This is a genomic window from Parafrankia sp. EAN1pec (genome assembly GCF_000018005.1).
Lineage (GTDB): Bacteria > Actinomycetota > Actinomycetes > Frankiales > Frankiaceae > Parafrankia > Parafrankia soli.
In genome coordinates this window covers 1,271,338-1,292,951 of record NC_009921.1, presented here as the reverse complement: position 1 = coordinate 1,292,951, position 21,614 = coordinate 1,271,338, and the positions used below count along the sequence as shown (strand labels likewise).

Sequence of the window (21,614 nt, the reverse complement as noted above, 5' to 3'; positions counted from 1 at the left end):
CGTGCCACCCCTGGGCCGCGTCCGCACCGAAGCCGGCCAGCCGGCGCCATTCGACGGGGGTCTCCACGCCCTCGGCGACGACCCGCAGCCCCAGGTCCGCGGCCATCCGAACGACCGCGCGGACGAAGTCGGCGTCGCGGTCGGCGCCCGCCATCCGGCCGATCACGGTCCGGTCGATCTTGATCTCCTCGAACGGCAGGCGCCGCAGCGCGTCGAGGGAGACCCGGCCGGTGCCGAAGTCGTCCAGGCTGACCCGCACACCGAGGTCCGCCAGGTCGCGCAGCGCCCCGGCCGGCTCGTCGCCGTCCGCGGTGACGGCGCCCTCGGTGACCTCGAAGGTCAGCGCCGCAGCCGGCAGGCCGGTCTCGGCCAGCGCGGCCGCGACCGAGCCGACGAAGCCGGGGTCGCGCAGGTCACGCGCGGACGCGTTCAGCGCGACCGCCACCGGGATACCCACCGCGTTCCACCGGGCGACCTGCGCGAGCGCGCGGCCCATCACCCACGACGTGATCGGCCGGATCAGGCCGGCGGACTCGGCGAGCGGGACGAAGACTCCCGGCAGCAGCAGCCCCCGGCTTGGGTGCCGCCAGCGCAGCAGCGCCTCGACCCGCCGCACCCGCCCGTCGGCGATCTCCGCCTGCGGCTGGTAGTGCACCTCGAGCTGCCCGTGCTCCAGGGCGTAGCCGAGCTCGGCGGTCGTCCGGGCCCGTAGCCGGGCACGGCTGGCGTCACGCGGCCCGTAGGCCTGGACGCCGAGGCGGTGCTCCTTCGCGGTGTACATGGCGAGGTCGGCGCACCGCGACAGCGCGGGAAGGTCGCCGCCGTGGTCCGGGTAGAGCGCGACCCCGACGCTCGCATCGACGTCGCAGAACTGCCCGTCGATCTCGTACGGGGCACGCAGCACGCCGCGGACGCGCCCGGCCACCTCCCCGACCACCGTCCGGCCCGCCTCGCCGGCCGGCAGCGCGGGCAGCAGGACGGCGAACTCGTCGCCGCCCAGCCGCGCGACGACGTCACCGGGGCGCAGCGCGGCGGTGAGCCGGGCCGCGGCGACGACCAGCAGCCGGTCACCGACCTCGTGCCCCAGCCGGTCGTTGACCTCCTTGAACCGGTCCAGGTCGAGCAGCAGCAGGCCGACCCGGCAGCCGGTCCGCTCGGCCGCGCGGAAGCTGGCGGCCGCGCGCTCGGCGAGCTCCGCCCGGTTCGGCAGCCCGGTGAGCCCGTCGTGGCGGGCCTCGTGCTCCTTCTGCCGGGAGACCTCACCGACCCGGGCCACCACCAGCAGCGCCGGCAGCAGCAGCGGCACCAGCCAGGCGCTTCGCGCCGCGGCTACCACCACCAGCGGCGCGAGGGACAGCGTCGCCACCCCGCCTGCCACCCGGCGCCGCAGGTCGGCGAGGGGAGCCCGGCACCCGGCGTGGGCACGGCCCCCGCCACGGCCGGCCGCGCCGCCGACGGCCGCCGGCCCGCGCGGGTGCGTAGGCAGGCCGAGCAGGTCGTCGACGGCGAACAGCGCGAGGCCGGCGAGCGCGACCTCGGGCAGATCCCCGGCCCCGAGATCGGCTCCGAGGCCGTACGCGGCCACCACGGCTCCCGCCGCGCACAGCGCCAGCGAGCGGCGCCCGACGACCACCATCACCCACCGCGGGCGCGCGCCCCGCACGAGCTCCAGCAGGACGCCGACGACCAGGTGCGCCGCCAGCGCGGGCGGCGTTCCCCAACCGAGCAGGAGCGCGAACAGGAAGGTCACCGTGAGATCACTGCCGCCGGCGCCCGGTCCGCCCGCTCGGCGCCGGGCACCCAGCGCGCCCGCCGGCAGACCGGCCGGCCCGAAGGCGCCCGGCCAGGCCCCACCGGCGGGCACCTGCTGCGACCCGACGAGAAGGGCGAGCCCGGCGATCAGCACGAAGGCCGCGCCCAGGTTGTCGAAGGCACCGCGCCAGCCCCCGGCGACGGCGACCACCGCGGCCGTCAGGCATCCCGCCGCGCCGACCGCGGCCCCCCACCCGGCCCCTGGCTCCGGCGGCACGCCGCCGGCTCGCGGGGCGCGCATCAGCGGCGACCGGAACGGCCCCGCGTCGATCCCTCGACGCGTCGGGGACGGGCGCACCGACGCCCGGCCACACCGACGAGAACATGACGGAACATATGAGTGCTCACCGTAATGAACCTTTCGCTGCCAGGATGCGAAGGTTACCCGTCGACCTCCTCGGGCACGGCGAGTGCCCTGGCCGCATCCGCTCCGTCACGGAGAAGCACCGCGAATCCGGCTTCGTCCAGGAGCGGGATCTTCAGGGTGCGGGCCTTGTCGTACTTCGACGCCCCGGGATCGGCGCCGGCGACGACGAACGTCGTCTTCTTGCTCACCGAGCCCGTCACCTTGCCGCCGCGGGACTGCACCGCCTCGGTCGCCGTGTCCCGACTCCAGCCGTCCAGGGTGCCGGTGATGACCACCACGACGCCGTCCAGCGGCCCGGGGCCCTCGCCGGCGCCCTCGTCGGCCAGGCGGACCCCGCCCGAGGCGATCCGGGCGACGATGTCGCGGTGCCGCGGGTCGGCGAACCAGTCGACCACCGCGTCGGCGATCTTCGGCCCGACGCCGTCGACGGCCGCGAGCCGCTCGGCGGGCGCCGTCGCGATCGCGTCGAGGGAACGCAGCTCCCGGGCCAGCCCGCGGGCGGCCGTCGGCCCGACGTGACGGATCGACAGCCCGACCAGCAACCGCCACAGCGGGCGGTCGCGAGCCGCCTCCAGGCCGCGCAGGATCTGCTCGATCTTCTTGTCGGCGAAGCCACGCAGCCCCTCGAAGGACTCCGGGGCCAGGTGGAAGACGTCGCCGATGTCGTGGATCCGGCCCTCCGCGAGCAGGACCGTCGCCGTCTCGTAACCGAGCCCGTCGATGTCGAGCGCGCCGCGCGATGCCAGGTGGAACACCGACTCCCGCAGCTGCGCCGGGCACGAGACGGTGTTCGGGCAGCGGATGTCGACCTCGCCCTCGGGGCGGACCAGCTGGGTGCCGCACTCCGGGCAGTGCGTGGGCATCACGAACGCGCGCTCGGAACCGTCACGCAGGTCGACGACCGGGCTGACGATCTCGGGGATGACGTCGCCGGCCTTGCGCAGCACCACGGTGTCGCCGATCAGGACGCCTTTGCGACCCACCTCGTCGATGTTGTGGAGGGTGGCCATCGCCACCGTCGACCCCGCCACCTTCACCGGCTCGAGCACCCCGAACGGGGTCACCCGGCCGGTGCGGCCGACGTTCACCTGGATGTCGCGCAGCCGGGTGGTGACCTCCTCCGGCGGGTACTTGAACGCGACCGCCCAGCGGGGGGCCTTCGAGGTGGCGCCGAGGCGACGCTGCTGGCCGAAGTCGTCGACCTTCACGACGACCCCGTCGATCTCGTGCTCGACGTCGTGGCGGTGCTCGCCCCAGCGCCGGACGAAGGCGAGCACGTCCTCCACCGAGGCCAGCACCTCGTGACGGGCGGAGACCGGCAGCCCCAGCTCGGCGAGCCGCGCGTACGCGCCCGACTGGGACGCCACGTCGAAGCCCTGGTGGGCGCCGAGGCCGTGCACGATCATGTCGAGCGGACGGCTGGCGGTGACCCGGGGGTCCTTCTGGCGCAGCGACCCGGCGGCGGCGTTGCGCGGGTTGGCGAACGGTGCCTTCCCCGCCTCAACCAGCGCGGCGTTGAGCTCGGTGAACCGCTCGGTCGGGAAGAACACCTCGCCGCGCACCTCGAGCAGCTCCGGCACGGCCGGGCCGCGCAGCCGGGACGGCACGCTCGCCAGGGTCCGCACGTTGGGCGTGATGTCCTCCCCCGTGCGACCGTCGCCGCGGGTGGCCGCGCGGACGAGCCGGCCGCCCTCGTAGACGAGGTCGACCGCCAGCCCGTCGATCTTCAGCTCGCACAGCCACGCCGTGACAGGCTGCTCCCGCGCGGCGCGCGCCGCCCAGGCGTGGAACTCCTCGTCGGTGAAGACGTTGTCGAGTGACAGCAGCCGTTCCAGATGCTCGACCGGGGTGAACAGCGTCGAGTAGGAGCCTGCGACCTTCTGGGTCGGCGAGTCCGGGGTGCGCAGCTCGGGGTGCCGCTCCTCGATCGCCTCCAGCTCGCGCATAAGCGCGTCGTACTCGGCATCGGCGACGGTCGGCTTGTCGAGCACGTAGTAGCGGTAGGCGTGTTCCTCCAGCTCGCGGGCCAGCTCGGCGGCCCGGCCACGCTCGTCGGCGGCCAGACCAACCTCGTCAGCGGCCAGGCCGCGCTCGTCGGCAGCCAGGCCGCGCTCGTCCACGCTCACTGTGGAGATTCCACCAGGACCCGCGCCGCCTCACGGCAGTGCCGCAGCGCGGCGCGCGCGTCACCCACCCTGGCATTGGCCAGACCACACGTCGGTGTCACGGCCACCACCTCCCCGAGTAGTTCCGGAGCGAACCCCAGCCGACGCCACAGGTCGACCGCCACCGCGACCGTACGACGGGGGTCCGACAGGTTCCCGGCCACGTCCGTCGGCACCAGGCCGAACATCAGGCCGACGCCCGCCTCGACCGCCTCGCCGACCGCGTCGTCCTGCGCCCGGGTGAGCAGGGTCGCGTCGAGGCCGACGAACCGCGCGCCGGCCCGCCGCAGCAGGTCGAGCGGCACGTCCGGCGCGCAGCAGTGCACGCCGGACGCGGCGACCGACGCCACCCCGGTCACCGCGGACAGCACGCCGGCCAGCCGCTCGGTCGCCGGCCCCTCCTCGACGGCGGGCAGGACGGAGAACCCGCTGGGAGTGCGGATGTGGCCGGCGAGCATAGCCGGCAGCGACGGCTCGTCGAGCTGGACGAGCAGCCGGGCACCCGGAATCCGTCGCCCCAGGTCGGCCAGGTGGGCGACCAGCCCCTCGGCGAGCGCCTCGGCCAGGTCCCGGGCCGCGCCCTGATCGGCGAGCGCCTTGTGCCCGCGCGGCAGCTCGACCCCGCCGGCCAGCGTCCAGGGGCCCGCGGCCGACACCTTGAGCGGCCCGGTGTAGTCGGCGGCCGCCTCGGTGAACGCGTCCAGATCCCGGGCGAGCAGGTCACGGGCCCGGCGCAGGTCCAGGCCGGGCCGCGGCACCAGCCGCCACCCGGACGGCTGGAAGTCGACCGGCAGGTCCACCAGCAGCGCGCACGAACGGCCGATGATGTCGGCGCCGACCCCGCGGCCCGGCAGCTCCGGCAGGAACGGCAGGTCCGGCACCTCCCCCAGGACGTACCGCGCGGCCTCGACCGGGTCGAGATCCGGCAGCGACCCGACCCCGGAGGCCGTCCCGGGCGGCCAGGGGATGCCCGCCCGCTCGGCGGTCCCGTCGCTGCCCAGCGATGAGACACCCTCCCCCGGCACGTCCCGGATCGGCTCCGGGCCCGCGCCCCGCTCGGTGGCAGACCACGTCATCACCACATCGACTCCTTAGATTCCGGCCGCGACCCCAGGCCACGGCCGGCGAACAACACCCACCAGAATCACCCGCCAGAATCACCCGTCGGAACGACCCGCCGGCGGCACCCCTCGGATGACTCGCTGGCAGGACTCGTCAGCACGCGGCAACCGCGCCCGACGCATCACCCAAGGCGCGCCGAAGGCCACATGAGCCACTCCGGCCAGGCGGGCGGCCGGGCTTCGGGCGGGCCCGGTGCCTCAGGCTGCCAGGGAGCGGATGCGCCCGCCGCCGAGCACCCGGTCGCCGTCGTAGAAGACCACGGCCTGGCCCGCCGCGGTGCCGCGCACCGGCTCCGCCAGCCGCACGTCGAGCTCGTCGCCCCGGGCCGTCACCACCGCGGGGACCACCCCGCCGTGCGCCCGGACCTGCGCGGTGCACGACACCGGCCCGTCATGGGGCCAGACGATCCGTTCCGCGACCAGGCTGCGCATGTCCAGCGCGCTGGACGGGCCGACGGTCACCGTCGACGTCGCCGGGGAGATCTCCAGCACGTAGCGCGGACGGCCGTCCGGCGCGGGACGTCCCAGCCCGAGCCCCCGGCGCTGCCCGACTGTGAAGGCGTACGCCCCGTCGTGCTCGCCGAGGGTCTCGCCGGTCTCCGCGTCGACGACCGGGCCCGGGCGCGGCCCCAGGCGCTCGCGCAGCCAGGCGCCGGTGTCCCCGGAGGCCACAAAACAGATGTCGTGGCTGTCCGGCTTGTCGGCGACGGCGAGGCCACGGCGCGCGGCCTCCTCGCGGACCTGCGCCTTCGTCGAGTCGCCGAGCGGGAACCGGGCCGCGGCGAGCTGCTCGGGCCGCAGGGTGCCGAGCACGTACGACTGGTCCTTCGCCGGGTCCACCGAGCGGCGCAGCGTGCCGTCCTCGTCCAGCCGGGCGTGGTGCCCGGTGACGACCGCGTCGAAGCCGAGCGCGAGCGCCTTCTCCAGCACCGCGGCGAACTTGATGCGCTCGTTGCAGCGCACGCAGGGGTTGGGCGTGCGCCCGGCCGAGTAGTCGGCGACGAACTCGTCGATGACCTCGGTCTCGAAACGCTCCGCGAGATCCCAGACGTAGAAGGGGATGCCGAGCACGTCGGCGGCACGGCGGGCGTCGCGGGCGTCCTCGAGCGTGCAGCACCCACGGGCACCGACCCGGTCCGAGGCGGGCGAGCGCGACAGCGCCAGGTGGACGCCGGTCACGTCATGGCCGGCGTCGACGGCCCTGGCGGCGGCCACCGCCGAGTCGACGCCGCCCGACATGGCCGCGAGCACCCTCATCCGGCTCACGATCCCACCCCTCGTCCACACCGCCGGCTCGGCGGGCGCTCCCGCCGCCGGCTCATCGACTCACCCCGCGCTCAGACCCGCGAGCTCACCGGCGCGGCTGGCGCGCGCCACCACCGGACCGATCACGGCGACCAGCGCGTCGACGTCCGCCGCCGACGAGCCGTGCCCGAGTGAGAACCGCAGCGACCCACGGGCGTGGGCCTCACCGGCGCCCATCGCCAACAACACGTGCGAGGGCCGCGCCACTCCCGCCGAGCAGGCCGAGCCCGTCGAGCATTCCACCCCGTGCGCGTCGAGCAGCATCAGCAGCGAGTCGCCCTCGCAGCCGGGGAAGGTCAGGTGTGCGTTTCCGGGCAGCCGGCCGGGGCCGGGGGCGGCACCGTTGAGCGTCGCCCCGGGCACCTCGGCCAGCACCCGGCGCACGAGGTCGTCGCGCAGCGAGGCCAGCCGGACCCGCTCGGCGGGCAGTTCCGCGGTGACGGCGGCCGCCGCCGCGGCGAAGGCGGCCACTCCCGGGGTGTTGAGCGTCCCGGAGCGGACATCGCGCTCCTGCCCGCCGCCGTGCGCCAGCGGCTCCACCTCGACCCCACGCCGCACGAGCAGCGCGCCCACCCCCACCGGGCCGCCGATCTTGTGTGCGCTGATCGTCAGCGCGTCCGCCTCGCTGGTGGCGAACGACGTCTCGATCTGCCCGAACGCCTGGACGGCGTCGGTGTGGAACGGGATGTCGTGAGCGTGGGCGACCCGGGCCAGCTCGGCGACCGGCTGGATGGTGCCCACCTCGCTGTTCGCCCACATCACCGAGACGAGCGCGACCGAGGCCGGGTCGGACTCCACCGCGGCGCGCAGCACCTCGGGGGCGACCAGGCCGGTCTCGTCCACCGGCAGTGTCTCCAGCACCGCCCCCTGCCGCCGGGCCAGCCAGGACGCGGTGTCCAGCACCGCCGGGTGCTCCACCGCGCTGACCAGGATCCGGCGCCGGCGCGGGTCGGCGGCGCGGCGCGACCAGTACAGCCCCTTGATCGCCAGATTGTCGCTCTCCGTGCCGCCCGCAGTGAAGATCAGGTCGGACGGCCGCGCGCCCAGCACCTCGGCCAGGGACTCCCTCGACTCCTCGACGATCCGGCGGGCGCGCCGACCGCCGGCGTGCAGCGATGAGGCGTTCCCGGCGTCCGTCAACACAGCGGTGAACGCCGCGACGGCCTCCGGGCGCATCGGCGTGGTCGCCGCGTGGTCGAGGTAGGTCACGTCTGTAGAGGGTAGCCGCCACTCGGGCGCCCCACCCGGCCTCGGGACGACCGCCCGAACCCGGCCGCACACCGGGTCGGGGCACCGGCTGGCCCGGGTCCGGGTCCGGGCGGGTCAGAAGTCGCCGGCACCGCGCCGCAGGTCGGTGAGCAGCTCGACGAGGTCCCGCACACCGCTGTCAGGAAGCCCGGGGTCGGCGAACACCGTGTCGTTGAGCTTCTCGGTGGCCGCGAGCGCCGTCGACCGCCCGTCCTCGGTGATCTCGGCGAGGATCGCGCGCCGATCCGTCGGATGCGGCAGGCGGCGCACCTGCCCGCGGGCCTCCAGCCTGTCCACGGCGCTGGTGACGCTGGTCGGGTGCACCTGCAACAGGCTCCCGATGCGGCTCAGCGGCAGCGAGCCCTTGCGGCTGAACAGCAGGAGCATGAGCAGCTCGTAGCGGGCGAAGGTGAGATCGAGGGGCCGCAGGACCTCGTCGACCCGGGCGAGCAGGATCTGCTGCGCGCGCATCAGCGAGGTGACGGCGGCCATGCCGTCCGCGACGGGCCCCCATCCGTGGGCGGTCCACTGCCGGTGCGCCTCCGCGATCGGGTCGGTCGGAAGCGGTTTCGGCTGTGACACGGGTGCAATTCTCCAGGACGGGATCGTCGGGCCGGCAGACCATCGACAGCGGAGCCATCAACAATAGCCATTCCGGCGTACGACCGTTGCATCCGGGAACGGCGATGCTGGCAACGTTGGCGATGCCGGCAACATGAAGGCCACACAGCGCGCCCAGGTGCGCATCCCCGCCGACGCCCGGATCGACGTCCGACCGACATCTGGTGATCGCCTGATGATCGACGAACCAGGTGGCGTGGGTGCACACGCTCGACGCGCCGCTGCCCGCGCACCGGCACCGGCACCGGCCCGCGGTCACGTCGTCAGATGTTACGCCTGTACTGTCCGCCGACCTCGAAGAACGCCGCGCTGATCTGGCCCAGGGAACACACCCGCACGGCGTCCATCAGCACCTCGAAAGTGTTACCGCCCGCCGCGGCGACCTGCCGCAGCCGCTCGAGAGCCTGCTGGGCGGGCTCGCGGTTACGGCTGGTGAAGTCCGCCAGGCGCCGCAGCTGGGACTGCTTCTCCTCCTCGGTCGCCCGGGCGAGCTCCAGCGGACCGGCTCCCTTGTCGTCGGCGTCCGGCCCGATGAAGGTGTTCACCCCGATGATCGGCAGGGAGCCGTCGTGCTTGCGCCGCTCGTAGAGCATCGACTCATCCTGGATGCGCCCGCGCTGGTAACCGGTCTCCATCGCGCCGAGAACACCGCCCCGCTCGGAGATCCGCTCGAACTCGGCCAGCACCGCCTCCTCGACGAGGTCGGTCAGCTCGTCGATCACGAAGGAGCCCTGCAGCGGGTTCTCGTTCCCGGCGAGCCCCCATTCCTGATCGATGATCATCTGGATGGCCAGCGCCCGCCGCACGGACTGCTCCGTGGGCGTCGTCACAGCCTCGTCGTAGGCGTTGGTGTGCAGGCTGTTGCAGTTGTCGTAGATCGCGCACAATGCCTGCAAGGTCGTCCGGATGTCGTTGAAGTTCATCTCCCGCGCGTGCAGCGACCGACCCGAGGTCTGCACGTGGTACTTGAGCTTCTGGGAGCGCTCCGCCGCGCCGTAGCGCTCGCGCATCGCGACCGCCCAGATCCGCCGGGCCACCCGGCCGATCACGCTGTACTCGGCGTCCATGCCGTTGGAGAAGAAGAACGACAGGTTGGGCGCGAAGTCGTCGATCCGCATTCCGCGCGCCAGGTAGGCCTCGACGTAGGTGAACCCGTTGGCGAGCGTGAACGCGAGCTGACTGATCGGGTTCGCCCCGGCCTCCGCGATGTGGTAGCCGGAGATCGAAACCGAGTAGAAGTTTCGGACGCGGTGGTCGATGAACCATTCCTGCACGTCCGCCATGCAGCGCAGGGCGAACTCCGTCGAGAAGATGCAGGTGTTCTGGCCCTGGTCCTCCTTGAGGATGTCCGCCTGCACGGTGCCGCGCACGTTCGCCAGCGCCCAGGCTGCCACCTCGGCCGTCTCGGCCGCCGACGGCTCGCGCCCGTTCTCCGTCCGGAACAGCTCGAGCCGCTGATCGATCGCGGTGTTGAGGAACATCGCCAGAATCGCCGGGGCCGGGCCGTTGATCGTCATCGAGACGCTCGTCGTCGGCGAGCACAGGTCGAATCCCGCGTAAAGCGCCTTCATGTCGTCCAGCGTCGCCACGGAGACCCCGGACGTCCCGATCTTTCCGTACACGTCCGGGCGGGGGCCCGGGTCCCGCCCGTAAAGCGTGACCGAGTCGAACGCGGTACTCAGCCGGGTCGCCGGCGAGTCGGCGGAGAGCAGGTGGAACCGCCGGTTCGTGCGGAACGGGTCGCCCTCGCCGGCGAACATCCGCGCCGGCGCCTCACCGGCCCGCTTGTACGGGAACACGCCCGCGGTGAACGGGAAGAGCCCCGGCAGGTTCTCCCGCCGCAGGAACCGCACGAGGCGGGCGTCGTCGTCGATCCGCGGCACCGCCACCCGGGGGACGGCGGTACCCGACAGCGTCGTGCGCCGCAGCGGGGTGCGGATCTCCCGGTCGCGCACCGTGTAGACCATCTCCTCGCCGGACCGCTCGGCGACCAGGGCGGGCCAGCCGTCGAGCAGCTCGCGGGTCCGCGCGTCCAGCGCCGCGTCAGCCGCGTCCCGGAGGCTCCGCAGCCGCGCCAGCGCGTCACCCGGACCGCCGGCGCCATTCGAGCTGGCGTGATCCGCCTGGGCGCCGTCGAGCTCGGCGATCGCCGTGGACAGGTGCTGGCGCCGGCGGGCGAGCTCGGACAGCTCCTCGGTGTGCGCGTGGTAGCCGCGCACCGCATCGGCGATCTCCGCGAGGTAGCGGACCCGCGCCGGCGGCACCACCGTCGTCAGCCCCGAGGAGACACGGACGTCCACCGCCGGCAGCCGGCCCGGGACCACGCGCAGCCCGCGCTCGCGCAGCAGGTCGCGTAGGAACTGGTAGAGCGCGGTCACCCCGTCGTCGCTGAACCGCGCGGCCGAGGTGCCGAACACCGGCATCTCCTCCCAGGAGGCGCCGAAGTCCTCCCGGTTGCGCACCATCTGACGCGCGACGTCGCGCCGCGCGTCCTCCGCTCCGCGGCGCTCGAACTTGTTGACCGCCACGACATCCGCGAAGTCGAGCATGTCGATCTTCTCGAGTTGGGACGCGGCCCCGTACTCGGGGGTCATCACGTACATCGAGACGTCACAGAAGGGCACGATCGCCGCGTCGCCCTGGCCGATGCCCGGAGTCTCCACGATGATCAGGTCGTACCCGGCGGCCTTGCAGGCCGCGATGATGTCGGCGAGGTGCTCGGGCAGCTCGCGCCCCGCGCCGCGGGTGGCCAGCGAGCGGAAGAAGACCCCGCTCCCGTGGACGCCATTCCCCCGGGCACCGTTCCCCCGGGCACCGTTCCCCCGGCGGCCCTTCGCCGGGCCGCCGCCGTCGGGCTCACCGCCGAGGAAACCGGCTTCCAGCGCGTTCATCCTGATCCGGTCGCCGAGCAGCGCACCGCCGCCGCGCCGCCGGGTCGGGTCGACCGCGAGGACGGCGATGCGCAGGCCGTCTTCCTGGTCGAGACGGAAACGGCGCAGCACCTCGTCCGTGAGCGACGACTTCCCGGACCCGCCGGTACCGGTGATGCCGAGCACCGGCACGGCCGGTCCGCACTCGGCCGCCTCGCGCAGCGCTGCGGCCAGGGCCGGGTTCCGGCCATCCTCGAGCACGGTGATCGCCCGGGCCAGCGCGGACTCGTCGCCGGCCCGCACCGCCTCGACCGCCGGCGGGCGCGCCGCGAGATCGACGTCCCCGTCGCGGACGATGCTGTTGACCATCAGGTGCAGGCCGAGCCGCTGGCCATCCTCCGGGGAGAAGATCCTCGCGACACCGCGGGAGTGCAGTAGCGCGATCTCGTCCGGCACGATGACCCCGCCACCGCCGCCGTACACGCCGATGTGCCCGGCTCCCCGCTCCCGCAGCCGGTCCACCAGGTAGGTGAAGTACTCGACGTGACCACCCTGGTAGGACGAGATCGCGACCGCCTGCGCGTCCTCCTGGATCGCCGCCGTCACGATCTCGTCGACGCCCCGGTCGTGACCGAGGTGGATCACCTCGGCTCCCTGGGCCTGCAGGATCCGGCGCATGATGTTGATCGCCGCGTCATGACCGTCGAACAGCGACGCCGCGGTGACGACGCGCACCGACCAGACGGGCACGTGCAGGGCGGGGGCCTGCTGGCCCACCACGGTGGCTGCGCTCATGTGGCTTGCTCCCGAGGACGGTACGCGGACACCAACGACCGTCGTTGGCACTCCGATAGTAGGACGTCCATTTAACTGGGGCCACCGAGACCATGGACGTGCGGGCGACACAGGGGCGTCGAACCCGTCACACCCGTCACACAGCAGGAGGACCGGTCGCCGTGACCTGATGTTCCGGCACCACCCGAACCCTCCACGTTCCGGGTTCCGGCGCCGGGCCGAGCGCTCCAGGGGCCTCCGCCTGGGCTCCTTCTCACAAGCCTGACGCCAGCCGATGAGCCGAGCGGGCCGGAGCGCACTCGCCGGCGGCCTGGTCACCGAGACCAGCGGGGGTGTCCTGCATGGCTGGCAGCCGGGCCGACGGGGCTGCCTCAGGCAACCGCCTCCGTCGCTCCGACATCAGCCGCTCCGACATCAGCCGTCGGCCGGGAAAAGGTCCGGAAATACAGGTGGGGGCTGCTCCCGGCCACAGCCAGAAACAGCCCCCACCAAAAGAAGTCCGGCGGCGTCCTACTCTCCCACGCGGTCACCCACGCAGTACCATCGGCGCTGAAGGGCTTAGCTACCGGGTTCGGAATGGAACCGGGCGTTTCCCCTTCGCCAAAGCCACCGAAACACTATCAGACCCAACCGAAACCGGTCGCAGCCCGAGAACCGCACAGTGGACGCAGAACAGCAGAATCTTTGTGGTCAAGCCCTCGGCCTATTAGTACCGGTCAGCTCCATGCGTTGCCGCACTTCCACCTCCGGCCTATCAACCCGATCATCTAGTCGGGGGCCTTACCAGGCTACCCTGTGGGAGACCTCATCTCGAAGCGAGCTTCCCGCTTAGATGCTTTCAGCGGTTATCCCTTCCGAACGTAGCCAACCAGCCATGCTCTTGGCAGAACAACTGGCACACCAGAGGTTCGTCCGTCCCGGTCCTCTCGTACTAGGGACAGCCCTTCTCAAGTCTCCTGCGCGCGCGGCGGATAGGGACCGAACTGTCTCACGACGTTCTAAACCCAGCTCGCGTACCGCTTTAATGGGCGAACAGCCCAACCCTTGGGACCTACTCCAGCCCCAGGATGCGACGAGCCGACATCGAGGTGCCAAACCTTGCCGTCGATATGGACTCTTGGGCAAGATCAGCCTGTTATCCCCGGGGTACCTTTTATCCGTTGAGCGACGGCGCTTCCACAAGCCACCGCCGGATCACTAGTCCCTGCTTTCGCACCTGCTCGACATGTCTGTCTCACAGTCAAGCTCCCTTGTGCACTTGCACTCAACACCTGATTGCCAACCAGGCTGAGGGAACCTTTGGGCGCCTCCGTTACCCTTTAGGAGGCAACCGCCCCAGTTAAACTACCCACCTGACACTGTCCCTGATCCGGATCACGGACCGAGGTTAGACATCCAGTACGACCAGAGTGGTATTTCAACAATGACTCCACCGGAACTGGCGTCCCAGCTTCACAGTCTCCCACCTATCCTACACAAACCGAACCGAACACCAATATCAAGCTGTAGTAAAGGTCCCGGGGTCTTTCCGTCCTGCCGCGCGTAACGAGCATCTTTACTCGTAATGCAATTTCGCCGAGTCTGTGGTTGAGACAGTAGGAAAGTCGTTACGCCATTCGTGCAGGTCGGAACTTACCCGACAAGGAATTTCGCTACCTTAGGATGGTTATAGTTACCACCGCCGTTTACTGGCGCTTAAGTTCTGAGCTTCGCCCCAAAGAGCTAACCCGTCCCCTTAACGTTCCAGCACCGGGCAGGCGTCACTCCGTATACATCGTCTTACGACTTCGCACGGAGCTGTGTTTTTAGTAAACAGTCGCTTTCCCCTGGTCTCTGCGGCCCCTCCCCGCTTCGGAGGTAAACTCCTACACAGGAAGTGGCCCCCCTTCTCCCGAAGTTACGGGGGCATTTTGCCGAGTTCCTTAACCACAGTTCACTCGCACGCCTCGGTATTCTCTACCTGACCACCTGTGTCGGTTTAGGGTACGGGCGGCCCTGACACTCGCTAGAGGCTTTTCTCGGCAGCATGGGATCACCCACTTCGCCACAATCGGCTCGGCATCAGGTCTCAGGCACATGAAGCACGGATTTACCTGCACTTCGCCCTACACCCTTGCCCCAGGAAAACCACCTCCTGGGTTGGACTACCCTCCTGCGTCACCCCATCGCTTGCCTACTACCAGCCGGGATCCCGACCAGCCCAAGCCCCACCCGAAGGCAGAACAAGAACCAGAACGGTTAGCACAAACCAGGTTCAGCATGGGCGCGTCAGCGCCGGTACGGGAATATCAACCCGTTGTCCATCGACTACGCCTGTCGGCCTCGCCTTAGGTCCCGACTCACCCTGGGCGGAAAAGCCTGCCCCAGGAACCCTTGGTCATTCGGCGGACGGGATTCTCACCCGTCATTCGCTACTCATGCCTGCATTCTCACTCGTATGGCATCCACGGCTGGGTCACCCCGCCGCTTCACACGCCATACGACGCTCCCCTACCCACGCACAGACCTGGACCTCCGAAAAGGCCGGGTTCACTATGCATGCCGCAGCTTCGGCGGTGCGCTTGAGCCCCGCTACATTGTCGGCGCGGAATCACTTGACCAGTGAGCTATTACGCACTCTTTCAAGGGTGGCTGCTTCTAAGCCAACCTCCTGGTTGTCTATGCGACTCCACATCCTTTTCCACTTAGCGCACGCTTAGGGGCCTTAGCTGGCGATCTGGGCTGTTTCCCTCTCGACTACGAAGCTTATCCCCCGCAGTCTCACTGCCACGCTTCACTTACCGGCATTCGGAGTTTGGCTGACTTCAGTAAGCTTGTAGGCCCCCTAGGCCATCCAGTGCTCTACCTCCGGCAAGAAACACGTGACGCTGCACCTAAATGCATTTCGGGGAGAACCAGCTATCACCGAGTTTGATTGGCCTTTCACCCCTACCCACAGCTCATCCCCCAGGTTTTCAACCCTGGTGGGTTCGGTCCTCCACACGGTCTTACCCGCGCTTCAACCTGGCCATGGGTAGATCACTCGGCTTCGGGTCTTGGACATGCGACTCAGACGCCCTATTCGGACTCGCTTTCGCTACGGCTACCCCACACGGGTTAACCTCGCCACACACCGCAAACTCGCAGGCTCATTCTTCAAAAGGCACGCGGTCACCAGGCTCCGAAAAGCCCAGCCCCCACGGATTGTAGGCACACGGTTTCAGGTACTATTTCACTCCCCTCCCGGGGTACTTTTCACCTTTCCCTCACGGTACTAGTCCGCTATCGGTCACCAGGGAGTATTTAGGCTTAGCGGGTGGTCCCGCCAGATTCACACGGAATTTCACGGGCTCCGTGCTACTTGGGATACTGCTCAAGAGACGTGCCGTTTTCACCTACAGGGCTATTACCCTCTATGGCGGTCCATTCGCATGACCTTCGGCTAACAACACGTTTTCTCACTCTTCGACGAAGCGGCAGCAACATCAGAACAGTCCCACAACCCCAGCTACGCAACGCCTGCCGGCTATCACACGAAACTGGTTTAGCCTCATCCGCTTTCGCTCACCACTACTCGCGGAATCACGGTTGTTTTCTCTTCCTGCGGGTAATGAGATGTTTCACTTCCCCGCGTTCCCTCCACATGCCCTATGTGTTCAGGCACGGGTGACAGGATTTAAAGCCCTGCCGGGTTTCCCCATTCGGAAATCCTCGGATCATAGCTCGGTTGACAGCTCCCCGAGGCATATCGCAGCCTCCCACGTCCTTCATCGGCTCCTGGTGCCAAGGCATCCACCGTGCGCCCTTAATAACTTGGCCACAAAGATAAAGATGCTCGCGTCCACTGTGCAGTTCTCAAACTACGAACGGAAACCAGCCGCGCCCGTGAGACCAAACCCATCACCCAAAAGGCAACAGCGGTATCCCACCACAACCAGCCCGCACACCCACCCCGCCCAACAACCCCGACAACCAGAAGGCCATCGAGGCAAGTCGAACAAAAGCAGGGCCACACACGAGGGCACCTAACTCCCTCAGGACCCAACAGCGTACCGACCCACCAACCCCAGCCCCAACCCCAAGCCCACACAGGAACCCAAGATCCGAACCAGCAGTCAGCAGAACAAGCCAGCGTTCCACCCATGAGCATCCAGACCAGCCACTCGACTGATCATCGCTCTGGACCAGGCAACCACCCACTACAGGGGCACCCAGCCAGAAAGCTCCTTAGAAAGGAGGTGATCCAGCCGCACCTTCCGGTACGGCTACCTTGTTACGACTTCGTCCCAATCGCCGGTCCCACCTTCGACGGCTCCCCCCACAAGGGTTGGGCCACCGGCTTCGGGTGTTACCGACTTTCGTGACGTGACGGGCGGTGTGTACAAGGCCCGGGAACGTATTCACCGCAGCATTGCTGATCTGCGATTACTAGCGACTCCGACTTCACGGGGTCGAGTTGCAGACCCCGATCCGAACTGAGACCGGCTTTTTGGGATTCGCTCCACCTCGCGGTATCGCAGCCCATTGTACCGGCCATTGTAGCATGTGTGCAGCCCAGGACGTAAGGGGCATGATGACTTGACGTCATCCCCACCTTCCTCCGAGTTGACCCCGGCAGTCTCCTATGAGTCCCCGACATGACTCGCTGGCAACATAGGACAAGGGTTGCGCTCGTTGCGGGACTTAACCCAACATCTCACGACACGAGCTGACGACAGCCATGCACCACCTGTGCAGAGCCCCTAAGGACCCCATATCTCTACAGGATTTCTCTGCATGTCAAGCCCTGGTAAGGTTCTTCGCGTTGCATCGAATTAAGCCACATGCTCCGCCGCTTGTGCGGGCCCCCGTCAATTCCTTTGAGTTTTAGCCTTGCGGCCGTACTCCCCAGGCGGGGCGCTTAATGCGTTAGCTGCGGCACGGAGGCCGTGGAAGGTCCCCCACACCTAGCGCCCAACGTTTACGGCGTGGACTACCAGGGTATCTAATCCTGTTCGCTCCCCACGCTTTCGCTCCTTAGCGTCAGTTCCGGCCCAGAGACCCGCCTTCGCCACCGGTGTTCCTCCTGATATCTGCGCATTTCACCGCTACACCAGGAATTCCAGTCTCCCCTACCGGACTCTAGCCTGCCCGTATCGACTGCAGGCCCGGGGTTGAGCCCCGGGTTTTCACAGCCGACGCGACAGGCCGCCTACGAGCTCTTTACGCCCAATAATTCCGGACAACGCTTGCACCCTACGTATTACCGCGGCTGCTGGCACGTAGTTGGCCGGTGCTTCTTCTGCAGGTACCGTCACTCTCGCTTCGTCCCTGCTGAAAGAGGTTTACAACCCGAAGGCCGTCATCCCTCACGCGGCGTCGCTGCGTCAGGCTTTCGCCCATTGCGCAATATTCCCCACTGCTGCCTCCCGTAGGAGTCTGGGCCGTGTCTCAGTCCCAGTGTGGCCGATCGCCCTCTCAGGCCGGCTACCCGTCGTCGCCTTGGTAGGCCATCACCCCACCAACAAGCTGATAGGCCGCGGGCCCATCCCAAGCCGATAAATCTTTCCACATCACCAGATGCCCGATGATGTCATATCCGGCATTAGCCCCGGTTTCCCGGAGTTATTCCAGAGCTTGGGGCAGGTTGCCCACGTGTTACTCACCCGTTCGCCGCTAGGAGCAAGCTCCTCGCTCGACTTGCATGTGTTAAGCACGCCGCCAGCGTTCGTCCTGAGCCAGGATCAAACTCTCCATCAATGCTTTGAAAGAGATGGTCGGGCCGCCAAGCCCAACCGATCCTGGCAAGACAGATCCTCGTATGAGTCTGTCATTGCCAAAGGAATTTCCCACCACAACCAGAAGCACTAAGCCCTGGCCATGGACGGGGGTTAAAAATATGGCACTGACTATTCGGTACGCTGTTGAGTTCTCAAGGAGCAGATGCGACCGTTCTTTGCCTTTCGGCGTTGCCCGGTGCGTCTTTTTCAGCTTACTTGGTGTTTCTGGCCTTTGTCAAACCGCCCTGTTTTGGCTGGCGATTTGGACTTCGGCTTGGCTGTTTGCCGTATCCGTTTCGGCCTTTCGGCCTCGGCTGCGGCGACTCGGTTAAGTTACCGAGACTTTCGGGCTTGTGTCAAATCACTCCGGCCGAGCCGGTGACTGCCACTCTTTCAAACCTTACCGCATCGTTTTCGGGCCTCTTCCTCGGGGGGTCCATGCCCCCTCGGAGGATCCTGGCCCGCCAACGCCCTGGACTGTTCGTCCTGGGTGGGCGGCGAGATGGAACTATACACGAGCGATCCGCGGGGGTGTGTGGACCACCCCGACATATGCAATCCAGGCCTGGGTCGGCCCCGCTCCCGCCCGCCGCCGAGCCCGGCGAAGGCTCCCCGACCGTCTGTTACCGGCCGCTGCCCGGCTTCCCCCGGGCCCCGCAGGCCTGCCCACGGTGGGTCTCTCCCGGCGAGTTCCGACGGTTGCGCCGCTTCAGGACTGCTACCCCATATCGAGCGCCCCGACACCTGTGCCCGCGGAACATCCGTGGCCGGGTATCGCACGCTTCGACGTCCATGGCCGGGTATCGGTGTTCTCGCGGTTGCCTGCTGCGCCCAGGTGGCTTCCGATGCGCCCGAGAGCTGCCGGCTCGCGTTTCAGGGCCGTGGACGTCCACCCGCCGCCTCGGAGCGCTCGGCCGCCCACCGTGCCCAGCCGGCCAGGGCCTCGTACAGCCGCGCTCCGCCCTCGATCGCCAGGCGCAGCGACCGGTTCTGTGGGGTGTCGGGGAAGTCGCCGCGGTCGGTGGCCTGCGCGTAGGCGCGGTACCGGCCGGCCGCCGACGCGAAGAACTCGGCCTCGCGCACCAGGTGCTGGTTGAGGTCCGCCGGTTCCATGAGCCAGAAGAAGAACGACCGCAGCAGCGACTGGAGCCGCATGGTGTGGTCGACCTCCGACGGCTCACGCAGCCAGCGCCTGATCTCGTCCAGGCCGGAGTCGGTGATCCGGTAGGCCTTGCGGCCGCGGGGGCCCTCACTGTCGATCTCGATCAGGCCGTCGCCGGCGAGCCGGCTCAGCTCCCCGTAGATCTGCGGGTGCCCGGCCGGCCAGACGGCGCCCAGCACCTGCTCGAATCGCCTCGTGAGGTCGTAGCCACTGGCCGGACCCTCCGCGAGCAGCCCCAGCAACCCGTGACGTAGCGACACTCAGACACCTCCCGCTCCCAGCTCGACACCGAGCGTAACCGTCGATGGCGCGGACTGCCCCTGCTCAGGAGCCGGGGGCGGCGGGACCGGGAGAGGCTTCCGCCGGGAGACGACCTCAGCGCCCCGGGAACGGCGACGGCCGGGTGCGGCCCCACCGGAAGGGAGGGAACGCACCCGGCCGTCCTGCGCCCGGTCGGGACGGCCCGGTCGCGGGCCGTCCCGGATGGAGCGGCTCGGCTGGTCAGCCGGCCTTGTGCTTCTGGATCTCCTCGGTGAGCTGCGGGACGACGTTGAACAGGTCACCGACCAGTCCGTAGTCCGCGAACTCGAAGATCGGGGCCTCGGGGTCCTTGTTGACCGCCACGATCGTCTTCGAGGTCTGCATGCCGGCCCGGTGCTGGATGGCGCCGGAGATCCCGACCGCGATGTACAGCTGGGGCGACACCGTCTTACCGGTCTGGCCGACCTGGTGCTGGTGCGGGTACCAGCCGGCGTCGGTCGCGGCGCGCGAGGCGCCGACGGCCGCGCCGAGCGTGTCGGCCAGCTTCTCGACCAGCGCGAAGTGCTCGGCGGCACCCAGGCCACGGCCGCCGGAGACGACGATCTGGGCCTCGGTGAGGTCCGGACGGCCGGACTTCGCCTCGACGACGCGGTCCACGATCTTCGCGCCCTTCGCGGCGTCGGAGATCGCGATGTCGACCGGGGTCTCCACCGGGGTCGTCGGCGCGGCCTCGGGTGCGGTCGAGTTCGGCCGGACGACGACGATCGGGGTGCCCTTGGTGACCTTCGAGTTGACGATCGTCGAACCGCCGAAGATGCCCTGGGTGGCCGTCAGGTCGGAGGTGAGCGCGGTGGCGTCCCAGATCAGGCCGGAATCCGTGCGGGCCGCCGTGCGGGCCGCGACCTCACGGGAGTCCGGCGTGGCCGCGGCCAGGACCGCCACGGGCGAGACGTCCGCGACCAGCTTCGACAGGACCTCGGCCGCCGGCGCCCCGATGTAGTCGGCGACGTCTTCGGACTCGACCAGGTAGACCTTGGCCGCGCCGTACTGGGCCAGGTACTCCTTCGCCTTGGCGTAGCTGCCCGGGCCGCCGAGGAACACCGCCGACGGCTCGCCGATCGTGCGGGCCAGCGTCAGCAGCTCGGCCGTGACCTTCTTCGGCTCGCCATCGCTGTGCTCGACGAGTACAAGAACTTCAGCCATCGAACAACAACCCCTCAGATGAGCTTCTGGGCCGCGAGGAACGCAGCGACCTTCGCGCCGCCGTCGCCCTCGTCCTTGACGATGGTGCCGCTCTGGCGCGGCGGTGCCGGCTGCGCGTCGACAACCGTGGACGTCGCCCCGGCGAGGCCAACCGAGCCCGCGTCGAGACCGGCGTCGGCGGCCGAGAGCTTGGTCAGGGGCTTCTTCTTGGCCGCCATGATGCCCTTGAACGAGGGGTAACGCGGCTGGTTGATCTTCTCGACCACGCCCACGACGGCCGGCAGGGTCGCCTCGACGAGCGCGTAGCCGTTGTCGGCGAGGCGCTCGACGGAGACCTTGTTCGCGCCCGGGTCGACCGTGACCTTGCGGGCCTGCGTGAGCTGCGGCAGACCGAGACGCTCCGCGAGGAGGGCGCCCATGACGCCGCCCCGGGCGTCGGAGGCCTCCGAGGAGGTGATGATCAGGTCCGGCGAGAGCGTGGAGATCACCTTCGCCAGCGCGGCGGAGGTGGCGAGGGCGTCGGAGCCGTGCAGCGACTCGTCGGTCAGGTGCACCGCCTTGTCGGCGCCCATCGAGAGAGCCTTGCGGATCGTCTCGACGGCCTTCTCCGGCCCCATCGTGACGACCGTCACCTCGCCGCCATGGGCTTCCTTGATCTTCAGGGCCTCTTCGACCCCGTACTCGTCCATCTCGTTCATGACGTTGTCGACGCTCTTACGGTCGACCGTCTTGTCCGAGGCGTCGAGCTTCTTCTCCGCCCAGGTATCGGGAACCTGCTTGACGGTAACCACGATGTTCACGCCTTGGGGCCTCCGTAGCCAGCAATATCGATGTCGGTCCTCCACGCATCGTCGCATCTGACGCCCTGACATGCCCGATGATCGGCGCCGTGATGCAGGCCGCAATCCGCCCGCTCCGGGCATGTCAGCCCGGCGGCGACGGACAT

General features: G+C 69.2%; 9 protein-coding genes, 3 rRNA genes and 1 pseudogene. All 13 read right to left on the bottom strand.

Annotated features, from left to right (window positions below; genetic code table 11):
• Positions 1–4: 4 nt before the first annotated feature.
• A pseudogene (locus FRANEAN1_RS43040) lies at positions 5–1,636 on the bottom strand (EAL domain-containing protein); the annotation flags it as partial.
• Between the two features lie 557 nt (positions 1,637–2,193).
• A complete protein-coding gene (ligA, locus tag FRANEAN1_RS05305) occupies positions 2,194–4,305 on the bottom strand; it encodes an NAD-dependent DNA ligase LigA (protein WP_020458719.1) in 2,112 nt (703 codons plus the stop codon).
• Positions 4,302–5,420: a methionine synthase gene (locus tag FRANEAN1_RS05300; RefSeq protein ID WP_020458718.1), complete on the bottom strand. Its 1,119-nt coding sequence runs from the start codon at positions 5,418–5,420 to the stop codon at positions 4,302–4,304. Before FRANEAN1_RS05300 ends, ligA begins: the two co-directional genes overlap by 4 nt.
• Positions 5,421–5,663: 243 nt before the next feature.
• Positions 5,664–6,722, bottom strand: coding sequence for a tRNA 2-thiouridine(34) synthase MnmA (gene mnmA, locus FRANEAN1_RS05295; RefSeq protein WP_041253715.1), 1,059 nt, complete (start codon positions 6,720–6,722; stop codon positions 5,664–5,666).
• A 69-nt stretch (positions 6,723–6,791) separates the two neighbouring features.
• Positions 6,792–7,979, bottom strand: a complete 1,188-nt coding sequence (locus FRANEAN1_RS05290) for a cysteine desulfurase family protein (protein ID WP_041253714.1) — start codon at positions 7,977–7,979, stop codon at positions 6,792–6,794.
• A gap of 114 nt (positions 7,980–8,093) precedes the next feature.
• The gene (locus FRANEAN1_RS05285) at positions 8,094–8,600 is read right to left on the bottom strand and encodes a MarR family transcriptional regulator (RefSeq protein WP_020458715.1); all 507 of its coding nucleotides are present in this window, start codon (positions 8,598–8,600) and stop codon (positions 8,094–8,096) included.
• A gap of 302 nt (positions 8,601–8,902) precedes the next feature.
• Entirely contained in the window at positions 8,903–12,304 is a 3,402-nt protein-coding gene (locus FRANEAN1_RS05280; protein ID WP_020458714.1) for a methylmalonyl-CoA mutase family protein, read from the bottom strand.
• A gap of 497 nt (positions 12,305–12,801) precedes the next feature.
• A 5S ribosomal RNA gene (rrf, locus tag FRANEAN1_RS05275) occupies positions 12,802–12,918 on the bottom strand.
• Between the two features lie 72 nt (positions 12,919–12,990).
• Positions 12,991–16,102 (bottom strand): 23S ribosomal RNA (locus FRANEAN1_RS05270).
• 412 nt (positions 16,103–16,514) lie between these two features.
• A 16S ribosomal RNA gene (locus FRANEAN1_RS05265) occupies positions 16,515–18,022 on the bottom strand.
• The 16S, 23S and 5S rRNA genes sit together here, the layout of an rRNA operon.
• Before the next feature lie 893 nt (positions 18,023–18,915).
• Entirely contained in the window at positions 18,916–19,464 is a 549-nt protein-coding gene (locus tag FRANEAN1_RS05260; protein ID WP_020458713.1) for a helix-turn-helix transcriptional regulator, read from the bottom strand.
• A gap of 241 nt (positions 19,465–19,705) precedes the next feature.
• Positions 19,706–20,668 (bottom strand): electron transfer flavoprotein subunit alpha/FixB family protein, encoded by a 963-nt coding sequence (locus FRANEAN1_RS05255; RefSeq protein ID WP_020458712.1) that lies wholly within the window; start codon positions 20,666–20,668, stop codon positions 19,706–19,708.
• 14 nt (positions 20,669–20,682) lie between these two features.
• On the bottom strand, positions 20,683–21,468 hold the full coding sequence (locus FRANEAN1_RS05250) for an electron transfer flavoprotein subunit beta/FixA family protein (protein WP_041253713.1): 786 nt from the start codon (positions 21,466–21,468) through the stop codon (positions 20,683–20,685).
• Between the last annotated feature and the right edge of the window lie 146 nt (positions 21,469–21,614).